Origin of the sequence: Nocardioides marinisabuli (assembly GCF_013466785.1) — a bacterium.
In the GTDB taxonomy this organism is placed as follows: domain Bacteria; phylum Actinomycetota; class Actinomycetes; order Propionibacteriales; family Nocardioidaceae; genus Nocardioides; species Nocardioides marinisabuli.
In genome coordinates, this window is record NZ_CP059163.1 from 653,659 (window position 1) to 673,577 (window position 19,919).

Below are 19,919 nucleotides of genomic sequence, written 5' to 3' on the forward strand. Positions count from 1 at the left end.
ATTCGTCTCATCAGGGTCTTCACACGCCCCCAGGGTCACTCGTCGGGGCGGGGCAGCAGGACCCCCTGCGGGTGCGACCTGGGACGAGGTCGGCGTCATCTCGACGCACGCCTGTGGTCGAGCGTGCGCATTCGCGCAGGTCAGGTGGGGTGTGACGGGACTGTCGGTGCCGGGTGCTTGGGTAAAGGCATGAGCAGCGCGGCCCCGGTGAGCGACCTGGTGGAGGAGCAGATCCTCGCCAGGGCGGCGGCGTGTGCGGAGGACCAGCGCCGGGCTGGGGTGGAGCTGTTGGTGCTGGCCTACGAGTGGGCGATCGCGCACCCTAAGCAGCGGCTCAGCTCCCGTGAGGCAGGCAGACCGGGCCGGGAGCAGGCGCGTGCCTACGGCGGGGACGGCACCCCGGAGGTCACCGAGTTCGCGGCCGCGACGTTCGGTGCCGCGATCGGACGGACCACCTACGCGGGGCGGCGGTTGATGGCCGCGGCGCTCGATCTGCGGCTCCGCCTGCCGTTGCTGTGGTCACGGGTGCAGGCCCTGGAGGTCCGCGACTCCTACGCCATCCACGTGGCCGACAAGACCCGCCACCTGTCGAAGGCCGAGGCCGCGTGGGTCGACGGTGAGGTCGCCGAGGCCGCGGACGGCCGGCTCCCGTGGAGCAGGTTCGCGGCACTGGTCGAGGGCAAGGTCGCCGCGGCAGCGCCGGCGCTGGCCCGCGAGGCCGAGGAACGCCGCGCGAAAGCACGCTTCGCCAAGCGGATCGGGACCAGCGAGAACGGGATGGCCAGCTTCCTCATCCGCGCCCCGCTCCCGGTGATCGAGGCCCTCGACGGCGCGGTCACCGAGCTCGCCCGGCGGCTGCGCGCCACCCAGCCCGACCCGGTCAGCGAGACCGAGCCCGACGAGACCGGGGACGACGCGGACAGTTCCGGGGGCGTGGATGACCTGCGGGTGCACGCGGTGGCGCTGCTGGCCGACCCGGCCGCGGCCGCGCGGGCCGGTGAGGCCGGTGTGGACCTGCGCGACCTGATGCCTGATGTGACCCTGTTCGTGCACCTGCACGGCGGCGGTCCGGCTGCCGGTGGGCGCGACATCAACGCCGAGGGCGAGGAGCTGGACCGGGTCGCGCGCGTGGAGGGCCACGGCCCGGTCACCGAGTCCTGGCTGCGCGGGGTGCTGGGGCGCTTCGCGCGGTTCGTGGTGCGCCCGGTCATCGACCTGGCCGAGCAGAGCCCGGTCGATGCCTACGAGGTCCCGGCCCGGCACCGCCGCGCGGTGCAGCTGATGACCCCGGCCGACTGCTTCCCCTGGGGTGCGTGCACCAGCCGCACCATGCAGACCGACCACACCGACCCCCATGCGCGCGGCGGGCCCAGCCAGGTCGGCAACTACGGCCCACTCACCCCGACCCACCACCGGGTCAAGACCCACGGCGACTGGCAGGTCCGACAACCCTTCCCCGGCATCTACCTGTGGCGCGACGCCCACGACCACACCTACCTCGTCGACCACACCGGCACCCGCACCCTGACCCCACCCGGCCCACCACCCGCACCACCCAGCCGACCCCGCTCGACCTTCGAGATCTACCAGCCCGACTGGACCCTCGACATCGACTACGCCGCCTGAGCAGTGGCGCCGCTACCCTGCCCCCATGGCTGACGGGTGGGACATCGACGACGCAGAGGCCGACAGCTGGCTCGAGGAGTGGGCGGCCGAGGACCGCGAGGCGGCGGCGTACCTCGCCGAGCGCGTGCCCGGCCTGGGCGACGAGGTCAGCCCCGACGACGCCCGCTGGCTCGACGCGCTCACCGAGACCATCTCACCCTCCGACCTGCCCGACCCGGAGGACATCGAGTCGGCCAGCGCGGTGATGGCGCTGGAGCACGTCGACTGGTTGGGCCTGGCGCTCGGCGTCCGACGACGCGGGCCGGGCAGTGCCCTGGACCCGGCCGAGGTGCAGCGCGACATCGCCCACCTCGAGGACGTCGACGGCGAGATCGAGGACCCGTCCGGTCACCTGGCGGTGCTGGAGGCCGCCCTGCTGCACCTGGGCCCCCAGTGGCAGGACCTCGGCGTGCTGGATGCCGACGACCGGCTCACCGCACGGGGGGTGTGGGGACTTCCTCGCGCCCTGCACGGGACGTGGAGCTAGCCGGGCTCGACCCAGCACCGTCCGGGCGACGGCCGGCAGGGCCGGCGCCGACGACGCACGCTCCCGCGGCCACGACGAGCAGCCCGGAGACCGCCTCCCACCACGGCCGGGCGTCGTAGGGACCCATGGCGTAGGAGAACAGGGCCACCGGCGGGGCCCCGAGCACGAGCAGGACCGCCGCCGTGCGTCGCCAGCCGTGCGCGAGCACCGCGAGGTGGACCAGCACCACCGGGGTCAGCAGCAGCCACACCCAGATCGTCACGTCGCCGCCCACGGGCTCGACCACCTCGCCCGAGAGACCGGAGCCGAGGGCGGTCACGCCCATCGCAGCCGAGCCCACCGCGGCGCCGGCCACCGCCACCGCCGACACCGGCCCGGGCCGGCGACCGGTCAGGGCCCACGGCAGCAGCAGCAGCGCGGCCGCGAGCACCAGCAGCGAGGCCCCGGCCAGCTCCGGCGCGATGCCACCGGCTCCCACGGCGCCGCGGGTGCCAGGACGTCGTACCGGTGGTCCTGCCGCTCCAGGCAGCCGGCGCTGTCGACGTCGCCCCAGCCGCACACGCCGGCCCATCGCTGCCACGACGCCGCGGCCATCAAGGCTCCGGAGCCCGCCAGCAGCGCACCGGTGGCCGTCCTCAGTACTCGCAGCTGCATGGGTCCATCCTGCGGCACCCGCCGTCCCACCGGAAGCACCCGTCCGCCCTCAGGAGCAGGTCTGCCCCCGCGAGGGCCGCTTGCGCAGGCTGGCGCACGTCATGCAGGTCGTGGCCCGCGGCAGCGCAGCCAGCCGCTCAGCCCCGACCGGCTGCCCGCACCGCTCGCACGGCGGGGAGGTGACGCGCTCGTCGAGCCGGGTCACGAGGACGCCCCCGGGTCGGCGAGCACGTCGCGCCACGAGTGCCGGGGGTCGAAGCCGACCAGCTCGCGCGCCTTGTCGATGGAGTAGAAGGTCTCGTCGCGCCCCATCGCCCTGCGCTGCTCGACGCCCTCGTAGAAGCGCTCCCGGACCTCGTCGGTGGTCGCGGCGACCGACATGTCGGCGTTGGCGACGTTGAAGACCTCGTAGCCCAGCCCGTCGGTCTCCAGGCAGCGCTGCACCATCTGGCCGAGGTCGCGCACGTCGATGTAGGCGAAGATGTTGCGCCGCCGCAGCGCCGGGTCCTCCAGGAACGGGGGGAACATCTCGGCGTACTCGTGGGGCTCGATCACGTTGTTGATCCGCAGCCCGTAGACGTCGGCGCCGGTGCGGGCCTGGAAGGAGCGCGCCGTCACCTCGTTGGCGACCTTCGACATCGCGTAGGAGTCCTCCGGCACCGTCGGGTGCTCCTCGTCGACCGGCACGTAGCGCGGCTTGCGCTCGCCCTGCGCGAAGCAGACGCCGTACGTCGTCTCGGAGGAGGCGAAGACGACCTTGCGCACGCCGAGCCGGGTCGCCGCCTCGAGCACGTGGTAGGTGCTCAGCACGTTGGTCTCGTACGCCGTCGAGTCCGGGGTCAGCAGGATCCGCGGCACCGCAGCGAGGTGCACCACCGCGTCGTACGACGGCTGCTCGGGCAGGTCGAGCTCGCCGAAGGTCGCCAGCCCCGCCATCGCGGAGTACGTCTGACCGGCGTCGGTCAGGTCGACCCGCAGGTCGGCCACGTCGGGGTGGCCCAGCGGCACGAGGTCGGCGTTGGTGACCTGGTGGCCCTGCTCGGCCAGGAAGGGGGCGACGTGCCGGCCGGCCTTGCCGCTGCCACCGGTGAGGAAGATGCGCATGCCTCCAGCCAACCAGGCGGCCGGGCAGCGCCCCTCCCCCGCGGGCGTGTGACGCAGGTGACGCCGCACAACCGGCGAAACCAGGAATGCCTCGGGCCGCCACGAGTTGTAGCGACGTTCCCCCACAGCAGACCCGGAAGGTCCCCTGATGCCCGACACCTCCCCCACCGACCCCACCAGCGGCTCCCCCGACCTCATCGAGGCGCCGCGCCGACGCCGCTGGCCGCTCGTGCTCGGCGGGCTCGTGGCGCTGGCCGTGGTGGCCGGCGTGCTCGTGGCCACCACCGGCGGGGACGACGACACGACCGCTGCCGGCGGCGAGACCGTGCGCATCGGCGTCGTCGGCGCCAGCGACCCCTACTGGGCCACCTACCAGGAGGCCGCCGCCGACGAGGGCATCGACGTCGAGATCGTCGACTTCGCCGACTACAACCAGCCCAACCCGGCGGTCGCCGAGGGCGAGCTCGACCTCAACCAGTTCCAGCACATCGTCTTCCTGGCCGACTACAACGTCGCCACCGGCGAGGACCTGCAGCCCATCGGCGCCACCGCGATCTACCCCCTCGGCCTGCACTCCAAGCAGTACGACGCGGTCGAGGACATCCCCGACGGCGCCACCGTCGCGGTCCCCGACGACGCCAGCAACCAGGCCCGCGCCCTGGTGCTGCTGCAGTCGGCCGGCCTCATCGAGCTCAAGAGCGGCGGCACGATCTTCTCCGACCTCGCCGACGTCGACACCGACGCCTCGCGGGTGCAGGTCGAGGCGCTGGCCGCCGCCCTGACCGCGACGTCGCTCGACGACCTGGCCGGGGCCGTGGTCAACAACGACTTCGTCGAGCGCGCCGGTCTCGACTTCGACGACGCCCTGGCCCAGGACGACCCGTCCGACTCCGCGGCGCTGCCCTACGCCAACGTCTTCGCGGCGCGCGCCGACGACCTCGACGACCCGACGTACCAGCGCCTCGTGGAGATCTACCAGGAGACCCAGGCCGTGCAGGACGGCGTGGTCGAGGTCTCGGGCGGCACCGCCGTCATGCTCGACACCCCGGTCGAGCAGCTGCAGGCCTCGCTCGCCGAGGTCGAGGCCGACACCCGCGACCAGGGCTGAGCCGAGTGGCCGCCGCCCCCAGCGCCCCGCTCATCCGCCTGTCGGACGTGAGCCGCACCTTCCCCGCCCGCTCCCGGCGCGGGACGCCGGTGCACGCCCTCGACCACGTCGACCTCGACGTGGCCGAGGGCGAGGTGCTGGGCGTGGTCGGCTACTCCGGGGCCGGCAAGTCGACCCTGCTGCGCCTGGTCAACGCCCTCGACCGGCCCACCAGCGGCCGCGTCACCGTCGCCGGCCACGAGGTCAGCTCGATGTCGGAGCGGGCGCTGCGCGAGGTGCGCCGCGACATCGGGATGATCTTCCAGCAGTTCAACCTCTTCTCCTCGCGCACCGTGTGGGGCAACATCGCCTACCCGCTGCAGGTCGCCGGGGTCCCCCAGGCCGAGCACCGGGCGCGGATCTCCGAGCTGCTGCACTTCGTCGGGCTCGCCGACAAGGCGCACGCCCACGTCGAGCAGCTCTCGGGCGGGCAGAAGCAGCGGGTGGGCATCGCCCGGGCGCTGGCCACCGAGCCGCGCATCCTGCTCGCCGACGAGCCGACCAGCGCCCTCGACCCGCAGACCACCGCGGAGGTGCTGGGCCTGCTGCGCCGGGTCAACGAGGAGCTCGGCCTGACCGTCGTGCTGATCACCCACGAGATGGAGGTCGTGCGCTCGCTGGCCGACCGGGTGGCGGTGATGGAGGCCGGCCGCGTCGTCGAGCTCGGCGCGACGTACGACGTCTTCGCCTCCCCGCAGCACCCGGCCACGCAGCGCTTCGTCAGCACCCTGGTCGAGAAGGGCCCGCCCCCGCGGGCGCTCGAGCGGCTGCGCGAGCGCCACCCGGGCCGGATGGTGACCCTGTCGTTCCGCGACGAGCACGCCTCGCCCGCCGACGTCTTCGCCGCGTTCATCGAGCGCGGGGTCGGCTTCGAGCTGGTGCACGGCGGGGTCGAGGACGTCCGCGGGCGCACCTTCGGCCACCTCACCTTCGCCCTCACCGGCGACGAGCAGGCCGTGGCCGACGCGCTCGGGCACGCCGCCACCCTCGTCGAGATCACCGAAGGAGGCCCGTCCTGATGGACCGCCTGATCGAGCTCGACTCCCTCTTCGCCGAGGCGGCGCTGGAGACCCTCTACATCGTCGCCGTCACCCTCGGCATCGGCGGCGCCGGCGGGCTGCTGCTCGGCGTGCTGCTCTACACGACGCGCGCCGGCGGCATCGCGCCCCAGCGTGCGGTGCACGTCGGTCTCAACCTGCTCGTCAACTTCTTCCGCCCGATCCCCTTCGTCATCTTCATCGCCGCTGCCCAGCCGCTGGCCCGCCTGGTGGTCGGCATCGGGATCGGCAACCGGGCGCTGATCTTCGCGCTGTCGCTGGCCGCCGCCTTCGGCATCAGCCGGATCGTGGAGCAGAACCTGGTCTCGGTCGACCCCGGCGTCCTCGAGGCCTCGCGCGCGATGGGCGCCGGGCGGCTGCGCACCACCCTGACCGTGCTGCTCCCCGAGGCGTTCGGGCCGCTGATCCTGGGCTACACCTTCGCCTTCGTAGCGATCGTCGACATGGCCGCGATCGCCGGCGTGGTCGGCGGCGGCGGGCTCGGTGCCTTCGCCCTCACCTACGGCTACCGCCAGTACGACCCGCTGGTGACCTGGGCCGCGGTGCTCGTGATCATCGCCTTCGTGCAGCTCGTGCAGTTCGGCGGCAACCGGGCCGCGCGCCGGGTGATGCGCCGCTGAGGGTGCCTCAGTCGCGCGCCAGCGACCGGGTGATCACGGCGTTGGCGGCGCGCTGGAAGCCGGCCACCACCGCCTCGAGCGTCAGCCGGCGCAGCTGTGGCAGCTCGCGCTCGATCCGCTCCGCCTCCCCCGGGCCGAGCTCGCCGCGCCGGTACGGCGCCAGCAGGCCGCTGCGCAGGATGTCGGTGAGCTCCTCGACCAGCGAGGTCATGTGGCGCGCGATCGCGTCGCCGGCGGCGCCGACGCTCTCGGGCGGCACGTCGAGCGCGAGCAGGTCGAGGCCGATCTGGAGGTTGGGCATCGCCCGGTAGCGCCCGCCCGTTCCGTCCGTCCCGCCCGGCACCGGGTCGAGCAGCGCCAGCCGCTCCAGCAGCCCGAGGTCCTCGTCGCTCAGGGCACGCCCGGCCCGGGCGTCGAGCCCGGCGCGGTCGAGCTCCTCGGGGGCCTGCGAGGTCCACGAGGTCAGCATCGCCCGCTGCATCGCCAGCTCCTCGACGCCCGCGGTGGCCGGCACCGAGGCGACGTACCGCTCGATCGCCTGGAGGGTGAAGCCGTGCTCCTGCAGCGCGCGCACGAGCTCGAGCCGGGCGCGGTGCGCGCTGTCGTAGTAGGCGACGCGGCCCCGCTTCAGCGGCGGCGGCAGCAGGCCGAGGCTGGCGTAGTAGCGCGTCGTGCGCACCGTCAGCCCGACGGCGGCGGCCAGCTCGTCGACCGTCAGCAGCGCGTCGGCGCCCTCGACCTCGCTGCCCACCGTCATGGCCCGGACTCTAACGCTTGAATTGTGACAGTTCTGCTGTCACAGTTCTGCTCGTACGGTCCGCACCCGCGGCAGGCACCACACCGGAGGCAACCTGATGGCCCAGCCCACCTCGATCAACACCCAGGAGCACGAGGACTTCCGCGCCATGGCGCGCGCCTTCCTGGAGAAGGAGGTCGTGCCCCACCACGAGCAGTGGGAGAAGGACGGCCAGGTCAGCCGCGAGGTGTGGCGCAAGGCCGGCGAGGCGGGCCTGCTGTGCTTCGACGTCGAGGAGCAGTACGGCGGCATGGGCGTGCGCGACTTCCGCTACAACGCCATCGTCGCCGAGGAGATCTCGAAGGTGGGCGCCAGCGGGCTGGGCTTCCCCGTGCACACCGACATCATCGTCCCCTACATCTCCTCCCTCGGCACCGAGGAGCAGAAGCAGCGCTGGCTGCCCGGCCTGGTCTCCGGCGAGCTGATCTCCGCGATCGCGATGACCGAGCCGGGCGCCGGCTCCGACCTGCAGGGCCTCAAGACCAGCGCCGTCGACAAGGGCGACCACTGGGTGCTCAACGGCTCCAAGACCTTCATCAGCAACGGCATCATGAGCGACGTCGTGATCGTGGTCGCCAAGACCGACCCCGACGCCGGGCACATGGGCTTCAGCCTGCTGGTCGTCGAGCGCGGCATGGCCGGCTTCGAGCGCGGTCGCAACCTCGACAAGATGGGCCTGAAGGCCCAGGACACCGCCGAGCTGTTCTTCGACAACGTCGAGGTCCCCAAGGACAACCTGCTCGGCACCGAGGGCCACGGCTTCATCCACCTGATGGAGAACCTGCCCCAGGAGCGGGTCTCCATCGCCTGCATCGCGGTGGCGGCCTGCGAGCACGTGCTCGACCTGTGCCTGGGCTACGCCAAGGAGCGCGAGGCCTTCGGCAAGCCGATCGGCAAGTTCCAGCACAACCGGTTCCTGCTGGCCGAGATGGCCACCGAGGTCTACATCGCGCGCACCTTCGTCAACGAGTGCATCACCAAGCTCAACGCCGGCGAGGTCGACACCTCGCTGGCCTCGATGGCCAAGTGGTGGACCACCGAGCTGCAGAAGAAGCTCGTCGACCAGGGCGTGCAGCTGCACGGCGGCTACGGCTACATGATGGAGTACCCCCATCGCCAAGGCCTACGTCGACAGCCGCATCCAGACCATCTACGGCGGCACCACCGAGATCCAGAAGGAGATCATCGGCCGCGGGCTCGGCATCTAAAGAAACCTCCTCACCCCTCGGTGGGCTCCCGCGGTCTGGCAGGCTGCTGCCCATGAAGCGACGTTGGGTCTGGCCGCTGCTGGTCGTGCTCGTGTGGGTGTTCGTCGGGGGCCCGCTGGGCTCGTTCGCCGGCCAGCTCGGCAACGTGCAGGAGAACGACAACGCGGCCTTCCTCCCGGGGACGGCCGAGTCGACGCAGGTCCTGGAGACCCTCACCGGGTTCCAGGACCAGGAGACCATCCCGGTCACCGTCGTCTTCGAGCGCGACGGCGGCCTCGAGGGCTCCGACAGCCAGGCGATCGCGGCGTACGCCGAGGAGCTCGGCCAGGTCGAGGACGTCACGGGCGTGCAGGGGCCGGTGCCCTCCGAGGACGGGGAGGCCGCCCAGCTCGTCGTGCAGGTCGCCACCACCGACGGCGAGGTCATCATCGAGCGCGTCGAGGCGCTGCGCGCGGTGCTCGACGAGCCGCCCGCGGGCCTCACCGCCCTCGTCGGCGGCCCCGGTGGCATCCTGGCCGACCTGGTCAACGCGTTCGGCGCCATCGACGGCCTGCTGCTGCTGGTCGCCCTGGGCGTCGTGCTGGTCATCCTGGTCGTCGTCTACCGCACCCCGGTGCTGCCCTTCGTGGTGCTGTTCTCGGCCGTGCTGGGCCTGGGGGCGGCGTCCGCGGCGATCTACGCGCTCGCCTCGGCCGACCTGCTGGCCCTCAACGGCCAGAGCCAGGGCATCCTCTTCATCCTCGCCATCGGCGCCGCGACCGACTACTCGCTGCTGCTGGTCGCGCGCTTCCGCGAGGAGCTGCGCGACCGGGAGTCGTCGTACGACGCCATGCGCGCCTCGCTGCGCGCCGTCGTCGAGCCGATCGGCGCCTCGGGCGCGACGGTGATCCTCGGCCTGCTGTGCCTGCTGCTCTCCGACCTCGCGAGCCTGCAGGGCCTGGGCCCGGTCGGCGCGCTCGGCATCGCCGCCGCGATGCTCGTCTCGCTCACCTTCCTGCCCGCGGCGCTGGTGCTGCTGGGGCGCAGGGCCTTCTGGCCGCTCGTGCCCACCTACGGCTCCGAGCACAAGAACACCGAGGGCCTGTGGGCCCGGGTCGCCCACCTGGTGCGCGACCGGACCGTCGCGGTCGCGACGGTGACGACGCTGGTGCTGGCCGTCTTCGCCGGGTTCGCCTTCACCCTCGACGAGGACCCCGTCCCCCAGACCGACCTCTTCCTCACCGCCGAGGAGTCGGTCGACGCCCAGGACGTGCTCGACGCGCACTTCGAGGCCGACACCGCCAGCCCGCTGCAGATCGTGGTGCCGACCGACGAGATCGACGCGGCCACCGACGTCCTCAGCGCCGACGAGGGCGTCTCCCAGCAGAGCGACGGCCCGCAGCCCGCCATCGCCGCCATCCCCGAGGCCGACGACCCGCGCCAGCCGCGCAGCGTCGACGGCGTCAGCATCCTGCTGGCCAACCTCGCCGACGGCAGCGAGACGCAGGCCGCCACCGAGACGGTCAAGCGGCTGCGCGCGGACCTCTCCGAGGTCGACGACGAGATCCTGGTCGGCGGCTCCACCGCGACCCTGCTCGACACCCGCGAGACCACCAGCCGCGACCGGGCCGTGGTGATCCCGGCGATCCTCGTGGTCATCTTCGTGGTGCTCGCGCTGCTGCTGCGCTCGCTGGCCGCGGCCGGCCTGCTCATCCTGGCCAACGTGCTGTCCTTCGGCGCCACGATGGGTGTCAGCGCGCTGGTCTTCGAGCACGTCCTCGGCTTCCCGGCCAGCGACCCCTCGACCCTGCTGATCGCGTTCGTCTTCCTGGTCGCGCTGGGCATCGACTACTCGATCTTCCTGATGACGCGGGTGCGCGAGGAGTCGCTGCGCCTGGGCACCCGCCCGGGCATCCTGCGCGGCCTGTCCGTGACCGGCGGCGTGATCACGTCGGCGGGCGTGGTGCTGGCCGCGACCTTCGCGGCGCTGGGCGTGGTGCCGATCCTCTTCCTGGCCCAGATCGCGTTCATCGTCGCCTTCGGCGTGCTGCTCGACACCCTGGTGGTGCGCTCGCTGCTGGTGCCGGCGGTCTGCTACCTCGTCGGCCCGCGCACCTGGTGGCCCTCCAAGCTCGCCTCCGGCGGCGCGCACGCCGAGCAGGCCACCGGCTGACGTCCCGACCGGTGGCCCGGCCCACGGCCGGGCCACCCCCCTCGTTAATCTGTGGTGATGAATGCCGCACCGACGCCCCAGCAGGTACGCCGCGCGCTCGCGCGGGCCGAGCGCGGCGCGGCCCTCGACGTCGCCGAGGCCGAGGTGCTGCTCGCCGCGACCGGCGACGACCTCGACCGGCTCTGCGCCGCCGCCGCCCAGGTGCGCGACGCGGGGCTGCTGGCCGCCGGCCGCCCCGGGGTGGTGACCTACTCCCCCAAGGTCTTCATCCCGGTGACCAGGCTGTGCCGCGACCGGTGCCACTACTGCACGTTCGTGGAGACCCCGGGCCAGGCCGCCCGGGAGGGGCGGGCGCCCTACCTCTCCCCCGACGAGATCCTCGACGTCGCGCGCCGGGGCGCCGAGCTCGGCTGCCTCGAGGCGCTGTTCACCCTGGGCGACCGGCCCGAGGACCGGTGGCCCGAGGCGCAGGAGTGGCTCGACGAGCAGGGCTACGACTCGACGTTGGCCTACGTGCGCGCGATGGCGGTGCGGGTGCTGGAGGAGACCGGTCTCCTGCCGCACGTCAACCCGGGGGTGATGACGTGGGAGGAGATGAACCGCCTCAAGCCGGTCTCGCCGTCGATGGGGATGATGCTCGAGACGACCTCGCGCCGACTGTTCGAGACCAGGGGCGAGGCCCACTTCGGCTCCCCCGACAAGGACCCCGCGGTGCGCCTGCGGGTGCTCGAGGACGCCGGACGGCTCTCGATCCCCTTCACCACCGGGCTGCTGGTCGGCATCGGCGAGACGCTGACCGAGCGGGCCGAGACGATCTTCGCGCTGCGCAAGGTGATGAAGGCCTACGGCTCGGTGCACGAGGTGATCGTCCAGAACTTCCGGGCCAAGCCCGACACCGCGATGCGGCACGCCGACGACCTCGACCTCGACGAGTACCGCGCGGCGCTCGCCGTGACCCGCCTGGTCCTGGGCCCCAGGGCCCGGGTGCAGGCCCCGCCCAACCTCGTCGACGCCAGCGAGTGCCACGCGCTGCTCGACGCCGGCGTCGACGACTGGGGCGGCGTCTCGCCGCTCACCCCCGACCACGTCAACCCCGAGCGGCCCTGGCCCTCCGTCGAGCGGCTGCGCGACATCAGCGCCGCCGCCGGCTTCCGGCTCGCGGCCCGCCTGACCCTCCAGCCCGACTACGTGCGCGCCGCCCTCGACGACGGCGCCCCGTGGCTCGACCCCCGCGTCATCGGGCACGTCGCGGCCCTGGCCGCCCCCGACGGCCTGGCCCGCGACGGCGTACGCCCGGTCGGGCGGGCGTGGCAGGAGCCCGACGGCGGCTTCGAGTCGACCGGTCGCACCGACCTGCACACCGCCGTCGACACCGACGGCCGCAGCGACGACCGGCGCTCCGACTTCAGCGAGGTCTACGGCGACTGGGAGTCCGTGCGCGACGCCGCCGCCGGCACCTCGGGCGGCGGGGCTCCCGCGGTGCTGCACGCCGACGGTCGCGAGGCGCTGGCCGCCGCCGAGGCCGACCCCGGTGGGCTCTCCGACGAGCACGCGCTGACCCTGATGACCGCGGAGGGGCCGCTCCTCGAGGAGGTCTGCCGCCTCGCCGACCACCTGCGCCGCGAGGCGGTCGGCGACGACGTCACCTACGTCGTCAACCGCAACATCAACTTCACCAACGTCTGCTACGTCGGCTGCCGCTTCTGCGCGTTCGCGCAGCGCAAGAGCGACGCCGACTCCTACTCGCTCTCCCTCGACGAGGTCGCCGACCGCGCAGCGGAGGCGTGGGACCTCGGGGCCACCGAGGTCTGCATGCAGGGCGGCATCGACCCCGAGCTGCCCGCGACGGCGTACTTCGACCTGGCCACGGCCGTGAAGCAGCGGGTGCCCGAGATGCACGTGCACGCCTTCAGCCCGATGGAGGTCGTCAACGGCACCGCGCGCACCGGGCTCTCCATCGAGGACTTCCTCATCAAGGCCCGTGAGGCGGGGCTCGGCTCGCTGCCCGGCACCGCCGCGGAGATCCTCGACGACGAGGTGCGCTGGGTGCTGACCAAGGGCAAGCTGCCGACCAGCACCTGGGTCGAGATCGTCTCGACCGCCCACCGCGTCGGGCTGCCGACGACCAGCACGATGATGTACGGCCACGTCGACAACCCGCGGCACTGGGTCGGTCACCTCCGGGTGCTCTCCGGCATCCAGGACCGGGCCCGCGAGGCCGGGGTGGGCGGCTTCACCGAGTTCGTCCCGCTGCCGTTCGTGCACACCTCCTCGCCGATCTACCTCGCCGGGGTGGCCCGTCCCGGCCCCAGCCACCGCGACAACCTCGCGGTGCACGCGATGGCGCGCATCCTGCTGCACGGGCGCATCGACAACATCCAGACGTCGTGGGTCAAGCTCGGCGTCGAGGGCACCCAGGCCATGCTCCGCGCCGGCGCCAACGACCTCGGCGGCACGCTGATGGAGGAGACCATCAGCCGGATGGCCGGCTCCGAGCACGGCTCGGCCAAGACGGTCGAGGAGCTGCGCGCGATGGGCGCCGGCATCGGCCGGCCGGTGCACGAGCGCACCACCCTCTACGCCGCCCGCTGACGAGCAGTCACTTTCGAACCACCGACCGGTCAATTTCGAACCACCGACCGGTCAATTTCGAACCACCGAGGGGTCACCCCGCACCCGCCCTGGGTGCAGAACTGACGCCTCGATGGTTCACAAGTGACTGCTCGGCTGCACGGGCGGCTGACCCGGCTCCTGCCGGTCGGTGCAGGATGGGGCATGGCCGTCTCGTGGACCCACGCAATGATCGCTGCCGGCTCCGCCGCCCTCGCGGCACTCGCCCTCGTGGTGGTGGTGCACCTCGTGGTGCGACTCCTCGGGCGCCGGTGGCGCCCTGCGGGCGATCTCGCCCGCTCGGCCCGCTTCCCCTTCCGGGCGCTCGTGCTGACCCTGGCCCTCAGCGGCTGGGTCGCGGGGGTGCGGCCGGGGGCGTCCGACGACTGGGCCGCCTGGTGGGAGGCGGGCGCACTGGTGCTGCGGGTGCTGGCCATCGCCAGCGGCGGCTGGCTGCTGTGCGCGCTGCTGCTCTTCGTGGAGGACCTCACGCTGGGTCGCGCCCGCACCGACGTGCGCGACAACCGGGTCGCGCGCCGGGTGCGCACCCAGGTGCTGCTGATACGGCGCCTGACCATCGCCCTGGTGGTCGTGGTGACCGTCGGCGCGATCCTGTTCACCTTCCCCGCGGTGCGCACCGTCGGCGCCAGCGTGCTCGCCTCGGCGGGCCTCATCTCGGTGGTGGCGGCCCTGGCCGCCCAGTCGATCCTGGCCAACGCCTTCGCCGGCATCCAGCTGGCCTTCAACGACGCCATCAAGGTCGACGACGCCGTCATCGTGGAGGGCGAGTGGGGCACGATCGAGGAGATCACGCTCAGCTACGTCGTGGTGCGGATCTGGGACGACCGCCGGATGATCCTGCCGTCGACGTACTTCACCACCACGCCCTTCCAGAACTGGACCCGCAAGAACTCCGAGCTGCTCGGCTCGGTCGAGCTCGACCTCGACTGGCGCACCGACGTCGACGCCCTGCGCGCCCATCTGCCCTCGGTCATGGAGCGGGCCGGGACGATGTGGGACGGGCGGGTCTCCCACGTGCAGGTCACCGACGCCGTCGACGGCCTGGTCCGGGTGCGCGTGCTGGTCACCTCCCACGACGCCCCGACCCTCTACGACCTGCGCTGCCACGTCCGGGAGGGTCTGGTCGCCTGGGTGCGCGACCAGCAGGCCCACGCGCTGCCGGTGCGGCGGGTGCTCCTCGACGGCACCTGACGGGTGGGACGGTCGGGTGCGCGGCGTGGCTACGGTGGAGCCATGAGCACCGGACCGAACGACCAGGACGACACCTACGGCGACTACTCCGTCGAGGAGAGCGACCAGCTGACGGGCGAGGACACCCTCGCCGACGGTGACGTGGAGGACCAGCTCGACCGCGGCTACTCGCCGCCCGAGAAGTACTCACCGGGCCAGGGCTTCGGCAACACGCCGTACGAGGAGGCGACCGGCGAGTCGCTCGACCAGCGGGTCGCCCAGGAGGAGCCCGAGCCCGACCCGTACGCCGAGGCCGAGGCCGAGGCCGACCGCGAGCAGGTCGGCGGCGAGGTCGGCGACGAGCGCGCCGGGCGCCTGGTCGACCCCGACGAGGGGCTCGCCGAGGACGTCGACGCCGAGCTCGTGGGCGATGACGTCGGCATCGACGGTGCGGCCGCCTCGGCCGAGGAGGCCGCCGTGCACGTGATCGGCGACGAGCCCACCGACGTCTGAGCCGGCGCCGGCGACGGCAGTAGGGTCCGGGGCATGAGCGAGCAGCCGTCCCGGGCCCTGCACCACCTCGACCTCTGGGTCGGCGACCTCGAGCGGGCCGTCGACGAGTGGGGCTGGCTGCTGGGCGAGCTGGGCTGGGAGGTCGACCTGCCCGGCTCGTCGTGGTGCCACCCCGATGGCACCTACCTCTTCCTCGAGCACTCCCCCGACCAGCGCGACGCGGCGTACGACCGGATGCGGCCCGGGGTCAACCACCTGGCGCTCTGCGTCGACTCGCGCACCCTGCTCGACCGGATGCGTGCCGAGTCGACCGCGCACGGCTGGCACGAGATGTACGCCGACCGCTACCCGCATGCGGGCGGCGAGCAGCACACGGCGCTCTACGTCGAGAGCTCGGAGGGCTTCGAGGTCGAGGTCGTGCTGACCGACTGACCCGGTCCGGGACTCCCCGGAAATGGAAGAACCGCCGGGGTCTCGGGTCCCCGGCGGTTCTGTTGAATAATGTACAAGAGGTTCCTGGGCGGGACCAGTAAAACCCGGCGACCGTGACCGTCGTCACGCACTTTTACCCGATTCGGGGTGCGCCGCCCCTCGGGGGATGACCCGTCGACCCCGCGCACCGCACTACCGTGGCCCCATGAGCACCACGACGCCCTCGGGGGACGAGCCCACCGGCGACACCGGCCCCCACACCGACCCCGCCCCGACCACCCCCGACGCCACCGGTCCGACCACGGAGCCGGAGCGCCCCGCGCCGGCGCGCGGCAAGGGCGACGACCCCCTTCGCGGCTCGCGCACCAGCGGCTTCTACGCCGCCATCGTGGGGCTGGGCGTGCTGCTGGTGCTGCTGGTCATCTTCATCGCCCAGAACACCGACACCACGACGGTGCGCTTCTTGTCCTTCGAGGGCGAGACCCCCGTGGCCGTGGCCATGCTGATCGCGACCGCGGCCGGCATCCTGCTGACCGCGACCGCCGGGAGCCTGCGCATCATCCAGCTGCGGCGGCGTACGAAGAAGGGCCTCAAGAACCGCTGAGGCCCGCCCCGCTCACTCCCACTCGATGGTGCCCGGGGGCTTGCTGGTGATGTCGACCGTGACCCGGTTGACCTCCTCGACCTCGTTGGTGATGCGGGTCGAGACGGTCTCGAGGACCTCGTAGGGCAGGCGCGCCCAGTCGGCGGTCATCGCGTCCTCGGAGGTGACGGGGCGCAGCACGATGGGGTGGCCGTAGGTGCGGCCGTCGCCCTGCACGCCCACCGAGCGGACGTCGGCCAGCAGCACGACCGGCATCTGCCAGATGTCGCGGTCGAGACCGGCGCGGGTCATCTCCTCGCGCACGATGGCGTCGGCCTGGCGCAGGATGTCGAGGCGCTCGCGGGTCACCTCGCCGATGATGCGGATGCCCAGGCCGGGGCCCGGGAAGGGCTGGCGGTGCACGATCTCGGCCGGCAGGCCGAGCTGCTCCCCGACCAGGCGGACCTCGTCCTTGAACAGCGTGCGCAGCGGCTCGACGAGCTCGAACTCGAGGTCGTCGGGCAGCCCGCCGACGTTGTGGTGGCTCTTGATGTTGGAGGTGCCGGCACCGCCGCCCGACTCCACCACGTCGGGGTAGAGGGTGCCCTGCACCAGGAAGGCGACCTTGTCGCCGCCCTCGCCGCTGACCGCGTCGGCCAGCACCTCGGCCTCGGCGGCCTCGAAGGTGCGGATGAACTCGCGGCCGATGATCTTGCGCTTCTCCTCGGGGTCCGAGACCCCGGCCAGCGCGTCGAGGAACTGCTTCTCGGCGTCGACGACGCGCAGGTCGACCCCGGTGGCGGCGACGAAGTCCCGCTCGACCTGCTCGGTCTCCCCCGAGCGCATCAGCCCGTGGTCGACGTACACGCAGGTGAGCCGGTCACCGATGGCGCGCTGCACGATCGCGGCGGCCACTGCGGAGTCGACGCCGCCCGACAGGCCGCAGATGGCCTGGCCACGCTCACCGATCTGGGCGCGGATCGACTCGATCTGCTCCTCGACGATGTTGACCATCGTCCAGGTCTGGCGGCACCCGGCGATGCCGACCAGGAAGTGCTCGAGGACCTGCTGGCCGTGCTCGGTGTGCAGCACCTCGGGGTGCCACTGCACGCCGGCGAGCCCGCGGTCGACGGCCTCGAAGGCCGCGACCGGGGTCTTCGCGGTCTCGGCGAGCACCGAGAACCCCTCGGGCGCCTCGGTGACGGCGTCGCCGTGGGACATCCACACGGTGTGCGCGGCCGGCACGTCGGCCAGCAGGGTGCCCGCCTCGCCGACGGTGACGGGGGTGCGGCCGTACTCGCGCGAGCCGGTGCGCGCCACGGTGCCGCCAAGACCGGCAGCCATCAGCTGGAAGCCGTAGCACATGCCGAAGACGGGGGTGCCGGAGGTGAAGATCGCCGGGTCGATGCCCGGCGCACCCTCGGCGTAGACCGAGCTCGGCCCGCCGGAGAGGATGATCGCCTTGGGCTTGCGGGCCAGCATCTCCTCGACCGGCAGGTGGTGCGGCACGATCTCGGAGTAGACCCGGGCCTCGCGCACCCGGCGCGCGATCAGCTGCGCGTACTGCGCCCCGAAGTCGACGACCAGGACGAGGTCGTGGTCGGGGATGCCGGGGGTCACGTCGCTCATGGGCCCAGCCTATCGGCGTACGACGCGGCGCCTCGGGCCGCCACCCACCACGGACCTGTCGGGCGAGTCGGTCACTTGTCAGGTGTTGCAACACCTGACACGTGCATGAGTCCCCGGTCGGCCGGGGACTCATGCACGGGCCCAGAAATAGCACCAGGGCCCGGCCGGGGAGGGAGGATGGCCGGGCCCTGATCGTCCACGCCTCTGTTGGACAGCAGCTTGGACAAACGACCCGACCTTTGGGAGGGAGCATGACTGCCGGGTCTGACCATCACAACGAGGCCGATCGCGGGGGGTTACGTCGGTGACGATCTTTCTCCGGCCTTTTTCGACCGGGCTAGACCTGCTGCCTCAGCTGACCCCGACGATGGGCAGGCGCAGGGCTCCCGGGGCGTGGTCGGGGACCGCCGGTCGCTGCGGCGCGACCGGCTCCAGGCGGCGGTAGTCGGCGCCCAGCCCGGGGCGCGGGTCGGCCTCGCCCTTGTTGGGCCACAGGGCCATCGCGCGCTCGGCCTGGGCGGTGATGGTCAGCGACGGGTTGACCCCGAGGTTGGCGGTGATGGCCGCGCCGTCCATGACGTGCAGGCCCGGGTGGCCGTAGACGCGCTGGTAGGGGTCGATGACCCCGGTCTCGGGCGAGTCCCCGATCGCGCAGCCGCCGATGAAGTGGGCGGTCAGCGGCATGTTGAAGGGCTCGCCGATGTTGCCGCCGGCCGTGCCGCCCAGGACTCCGGCGATGCGGCGCACGGCGTCGTTGGCCACCGGGATCCAGGTCGGGTTGGGGGCGCCGTGGCCCTGGCGCGAGGTCATCCGCCACGTGCCGGTGAGCCGGTTGCGCTTGCCGTAGGTGGTGATCGAGTTGTCGAGGCTCTGCATCACCAGCGCGATCACGGTGCGCTCCGACCAGTGCTTGAGGTCGTAGAGGTTGACGATCTCGCGGCGCTGCGCCCACATCTCCTTCAGCCAGGTCCGCCAGCGCGGGGCGGCGCCGTCGCCGTCGGTCAGCACCGTCTGCATCATCGCCATGGTGTTGAAGCCCTTGCCGTAGCGCACCGGCTCGACGTGGGTGTCGGCGTCGGGGTGGAAGCTCGAGGTGATGGCGACGCCGTAGGAGTAGTCGGTGGTGTCCGACTTGGGGGCGATCGCGCCCAGGATCGACTCGGAGTTGGTGCGCGAGAGGTAGCCCAGCCGCTCCGAGAGCCGCGGCAGGTGCCCCTCGTCCTTCATCCGGTGGAGCAACTTCTGGGTGCCCAGCGAGGCCGCCGCCATCACCACGTGCTCGGCGGTGAGGGTGCGGGTGGTGCGGGCCGTCGCACGCTTGGCCTTGGTGTACTTGATGGTGACGTCGTAGCCGCCGCCCGCGCGCGGGCGGATGCGGGTCACGGTGCTCAGCGGCATCACCCGCGCGCCCTGCTGCTCGGCGAGGTAGAGGTAGTTCTTGACCAGGGTGTTCTTGGCGTTGTGGCGGCAGCCCGACATGCACTCGCCGCAGTTGAGGCAGGCGTTGCGCGCGGGCCCGGCGCCACCGAAGAACGGGTCCTCGACCTGCTCGCCCGGCGCCTGGCCGGGGCCGCCGAAGAACACGCCCACCGGCGTGGGGTGGAAGGAGTCGGCGACACCCATGTCGCCGGCCACCTTCTCCATCACGTCGTCGGCCGGGGTGCGCACCGGGTTCTCGACCACGCCGAGCATCCGCTTGGCCTGGTCGTAGTAGGGCGCCAGCTCCGACTTCCAGTCGGTGATGTGGCTCCACTGCGGGTCGTTGTAGAAGGCCGGCAGCGGTTCGTAGAGCGTGTTGGCGTAGACCAGCGACCCGCCGCCGACGCCGGCGCCGGCGACGATCATCGTGTCGCGCACGGCGTCGATGCGCTGGATGCCGTAGCAGCCCAGGGCCGGCGCCCACAGGTAGCGGGTGATGTCGAGGGTGCCCGAGGAGAAGTCGCTGTCCTCGAAGCGGGCCCCCGCCTCGACGACGCCGACCCGGTAGCCCTTCTCGGTCAGGCGCAGCGCGCTCACCGAGCCGCCGAAGCCCGATCCGATCACCAGGACGTCGTAGTCGAGCTCGCTCAT

At 72.5% G+C, this 19,919-nt stretch carries 17 protein-coding genes and 1 pseudogene; 12 read left to right on the forward strand and 6 right to left on the reverse strand.

Translation table 11 applies throughout. The features are described from left to right. Positions 1 to 189: 189 nt before the first annotated feature. Both H0S66_RS03045 and H0S66_RS03050 read left to right on the forward strand, forming a co-directional pair. Positions 190 to 1,626 carry an HNH endonuclease signature motif containing protein gene (locus tag H0S66_RS03045; RefSeq protein ID WP_179614081.1) on the forward strand — a complete coding sequence of 479 codons (1,437 nt, stop codon included), beginning with the start codon at positions 190 to 192 and terminating at the stop codon, positions 1,624 to 1,626. 25 nt (positions 1,627 to 1,651) lie between these two features. Continuing rightward, a complete protein-coding gene (locus H0S66_RS03050; protein WP_179614082.1) occupies positions 1,652 to 2,152 on the forward strand; it encodes a hypothetical protein in 501 nt (166 codons plus the stop codon). Here the strand turns inward: H0S66_RS03050 and H0S66_RS03055 are convergent. The 3 genes from H0S66_RS03055 to H0S66_RS20270 all read right to left on the reverse strand — a co-directional run bounded on the left by H0S66_RS03055 (position 2,097) and on the right by H0S66_RS20270 (position 3,910). Further along, complete coding sequence (locus H0S66_RS03055; protein ID WP_180923776.1) at positions 2,097 to 2,630, reverse strand: hypothetical protein; 534 nt, start codon at positions 2,628 to 2,630, stop codon at positions 2,097 to 2,099. The two genes, H0S66_RS03050 and H0S66_RS03055, sit on opposite strands and share 56 nt — an antisense overlap. Positions 2,631 to 2,855: 225 nt before the next feature. Beyond that, complete coding sequence (locus H0S66_RS20940) at positions 2,856 to 3,047, reverse strand: TraR/DksA C4-type zinc finger protein (RefSeq protein WP_338088058.1); 192 nt, start codon at positions 3,045 to 3,047, stop codon at positions 2,856 to 2,858. Further along, entirely contained in the window at positions 3,008 to 3,910 is a 903-nt protein-coding gene (locus H0S66_RS20270; RefSeq protein ID WP_179614085.1) for an NAD-dependent epimerase/dehydratase family protein, read from the reverse strand. The genes H0S66_RS20940 and H0S66_RS20270 overlap by 40 nt, the downstream gene beginning before the upstream one ends. A gap of 148 nt (positions 3,911 to 4,058) precedes the next feature. On the opposite strand from H0S66_RS20270, the gene H0S66_RS03070 reads away from it, so the two are divergent. From H0S66_RS03070 to H0S66_RS03080, 3 genes are read left to right on the forward strand one after another with little or no spacing between them, the layout of a single operon-like run. Further along, positions 4,059 to 5,018 (forward strand): MetQ/NlpA family ABC transporter substrate-binding protein, encoded by a 960-nt coding sequence (locus H0S66_RS03070; protein WP_179614086.1) that lies wholly within the window; start codon positions 4,059 to 4,061, stop codon positions 5,016 to 5,018. Between the two features lie 47 nt (positions 5,019 to 5,065). Further along, positions 5,066 to 6,076 carry a methionine ABC transporter ATP-binding protein gene (locus tag H0S66_RS03075; RefSeq protein WP_258017074.1) on the forward strand — a complete coding sequence of 337 codons (1,011 nt, stop codon included), beginning with the start codon at positions 5,066 to 5,068 and terminating at the stop codon, positions 6,074 to 6,076. Continuing rightward, complete coding sequence (locus H0S66_RS03080; RefSeq protein WP_179614088.1) at positions 6,076 to 6,735, forward strand: methionine ABC transporter permease; 660 nt, start codon at positions 6,076 to 6,078, stop codon at positions 6,733 to 6,735. The genes H0S66_RS03075 and H0S66_RS03080 overlap by 1 nt, the downstream gene beginning before the upstream one ends. A gap of 7 nt (positions 6,736 to 6,742) precedes the next feature. Here the strand turns inward: H0S66_RS03080 and H0S66_RS03085 are convergent, their stop codons facing one another. Beyond that, on the reverse strand, positions 6,743 to 7,492 hold the full coding sequence (locus tag H0S66_RS03085; RefSeq protein ID WP_179614089.1) for a MerR family transcriptional regulator: 750 nt from the start codon (positions 7,490 to 7,492) through the stop codon (positions 6,743 to 6,745). Between the two features lie 97 nt (positions 7,493 to 7,589). Between H0S66_RS03085 and H0S66_RS03090 the strand changes: the two are divergent. From H0S66_RS03090 to H0S66_RS03120, 7 genes and pseudogenes are all read left to right on the forward strand, one after another. Further along, a pseudogene (locus H0S66_RS03090) lies at positions 7,590 to 8,739 on the forward strand (acyl-CoA dehydrogenase family protein). Positions 8,740 to 8,791: 52 nt separating this feature from the next. Continuing rightward, a complete protein-coding gene (locus tag H0S66_RS03095) occupies positions 8,792 to 10,891 on the forward strand; it encodes an MMPL family transporter (protein ID WP_179614091.1) in 2,100 nt (699 codons plus the stop codon). 57 nt (positions 10,892 to 10,948) lie between these two features. Next, on the forward strand, positions 10,949 to 13,483 hold the full coding sequence (locus H0S66_RS03100; protein WP_179614092.1) for a bifunctional FO biosynthesis protein CofGH: 2,535 nt from the start codon (positions 10,949 to 10,951) through the stop codon (positions 13,481 to 13,483). A gap of 183 nt (positions 13,484 to 13,666) precedes the next feature. Next, a complete protein-coding gene (locus tag H0S66_RS03105; protein ID WP_179614093.1) occupies positions 13,667 to 14,713 on the forward strand; it encodes a mechanosensitive ion channel family protein in 1,047 nt (348 codons plus the stop codon). Positions 14,714 to 14,755: 42 nt separating this feature from the next. After that, positions 14,756 to 15,205, forward strand: a complete 450-nt coding sequence (locus H0S66_RS03110) for a DUF5709 domain-containing protein (RefSeq protein WP_179614094.1) — start codon at positions 14,756 to 14,758, stop codon at positions 15,203 to 15,205. 33 nt (positions 15,206 to 15,238) lie between these two features. Then, entirely contained in the window at positions 15,239 to 15,637 is a 399-nt protein-coding gene (locus tag H0S66_RS03115; protein WP_179614095.1) for a VOC family protein, read from the forward strand. Positions 15,638 to 15,842: 205 nt separating this feature from the next. Further along, positions 15,843 to 16,241, forward strand: coding sequence for a LapA family protein (locus tag H0S66_RS03120; protein ID WP_179614096.1), 399 nt, complete (start codon positions 15,843 to 15,845; stop codon positions 16,239 to 16,241). A gap of 12 nt (positions 16,242 to 16,253) precedes the next feature. Here H0S66_RS03120 and guaA read toward each other — a convergent pair whose 3' ends face one another. Further along, complete coding sequence (gene guaA, locus H0S66_RS03125) at positions 16,254 to 17,849, reverse strand: glutamine-hydrolyzing GMP synthase (protein WP_179614097.1); 1,596 nt, start codon at positions 17,847 to 17,849, stop codon at positions 16,254 to 16,256. A gap of 351 nt (positions 17,850 to 18,200) precedes the next feature. Next, positions 18,201 to 19,919, reverse strand: coding sequence for a GMC family oxidoreductase (locus H0S66_RS03130; RefSeq protein WP_179614098.1), 1,719 nt, complete (start codon positions 19,917 to 19,919; stop codon positions 18,201 to 18,203).

Coding starts and splice junctions, on each gene's coding strand:
- H0S66_RS03045 (WP_179614081.1), top strand. CDS start 190: ATGAGCAGCGCGGCCCCGGTGAGCGACCTGGTGGAGGAGCAGATCCTC.
- H0S66_RS03050 (WP_179614082.1), top strand. CDS start 1,652: ATGGCTGACGGGTGGGACATCGACGACGCAGAGGCCGACAGCTGGCTC.
- H0S66_RS20270 (WP_179614085.1), bottom strand. CDS start 3,910: ATGCGCATCTTCCTCACCGGTGGCAGCGGCAAGGCCGGCCGGCACGTC.
- H0S66_RS03070 (WP_179614086.1), top strand. CDS start 4,059: ATGCCCGACACCTCCCCCACCGACCCCACCAGCGGCTCCCCCGACCTC.
- H0S66_RS03080 (WP_179614088.1), top strand. CDS start 6,076: ATGGACCGCCTGATCGAGCTCGACTCCCTCTTCGCCGAGGCGGCGCTG.
- H0S66_RS03085 (WP_179614089.1), bottom strand. CDS start 7,492: ATGACGGTGGGCAGCGAGGTCGAGGGCGCCGACGCGCTGCTGACGGTC.
- H0S66_RS03095 (WP_179614091.1), top strand. CDS start 8,792: ATGAAGCGACGTTGGGTCTGGCCGCTGCTGGTCGTGCTCGTGTGGGTG.
- H0S66_RS03100 (WP_179614092.1), top strand. CDS start 10,949: ATGAATGCCGCACCGACGCCCCAGCAGGTACGCCGCGCGCTCGCGCGG.
- H0S66_RS03105 (WP_179614093.1), top strand. CDS start 13,667: ATGGCCGTCTCGTGGACCCACGCAATGATCGCTGCCGGCTCCGCCGCC.
- H0S66_RS03110 (WP_179614094.1), top strand. CDS start 14,756: ATGAGCACCGGACCGAACGACCAGGACGACACCTACGGCGACTACTCC.
- H0S66_RS03115 (WP_179614095.1), top strand. CDS start 15,239: ATGAGCGAGCAGCCGTCCCGGGCCCTGCACCACCTCGACCTCTGGGTC.
- H0S66_RS03120 (WP_179614096.1), top strand. CDS start 15,843: ATGAGCACCACGACGCCCTCGGGGGACGAGCCCACCGGCGACACCGGC.
- guaA (WP_179614097.1), bottom strand. CDS start 17,849: ATGAGCGACGTGACCCCCGGCATCCCCGACCACGACCTCGTCCTGGTC.
- H0S66_RS03130 (WP_179614098.1), bottom strand. CDS start 19,919: ATGAGCGAGCTCGACTACGACGTCCTGGTGATCGGATCGGGCTTCGGC.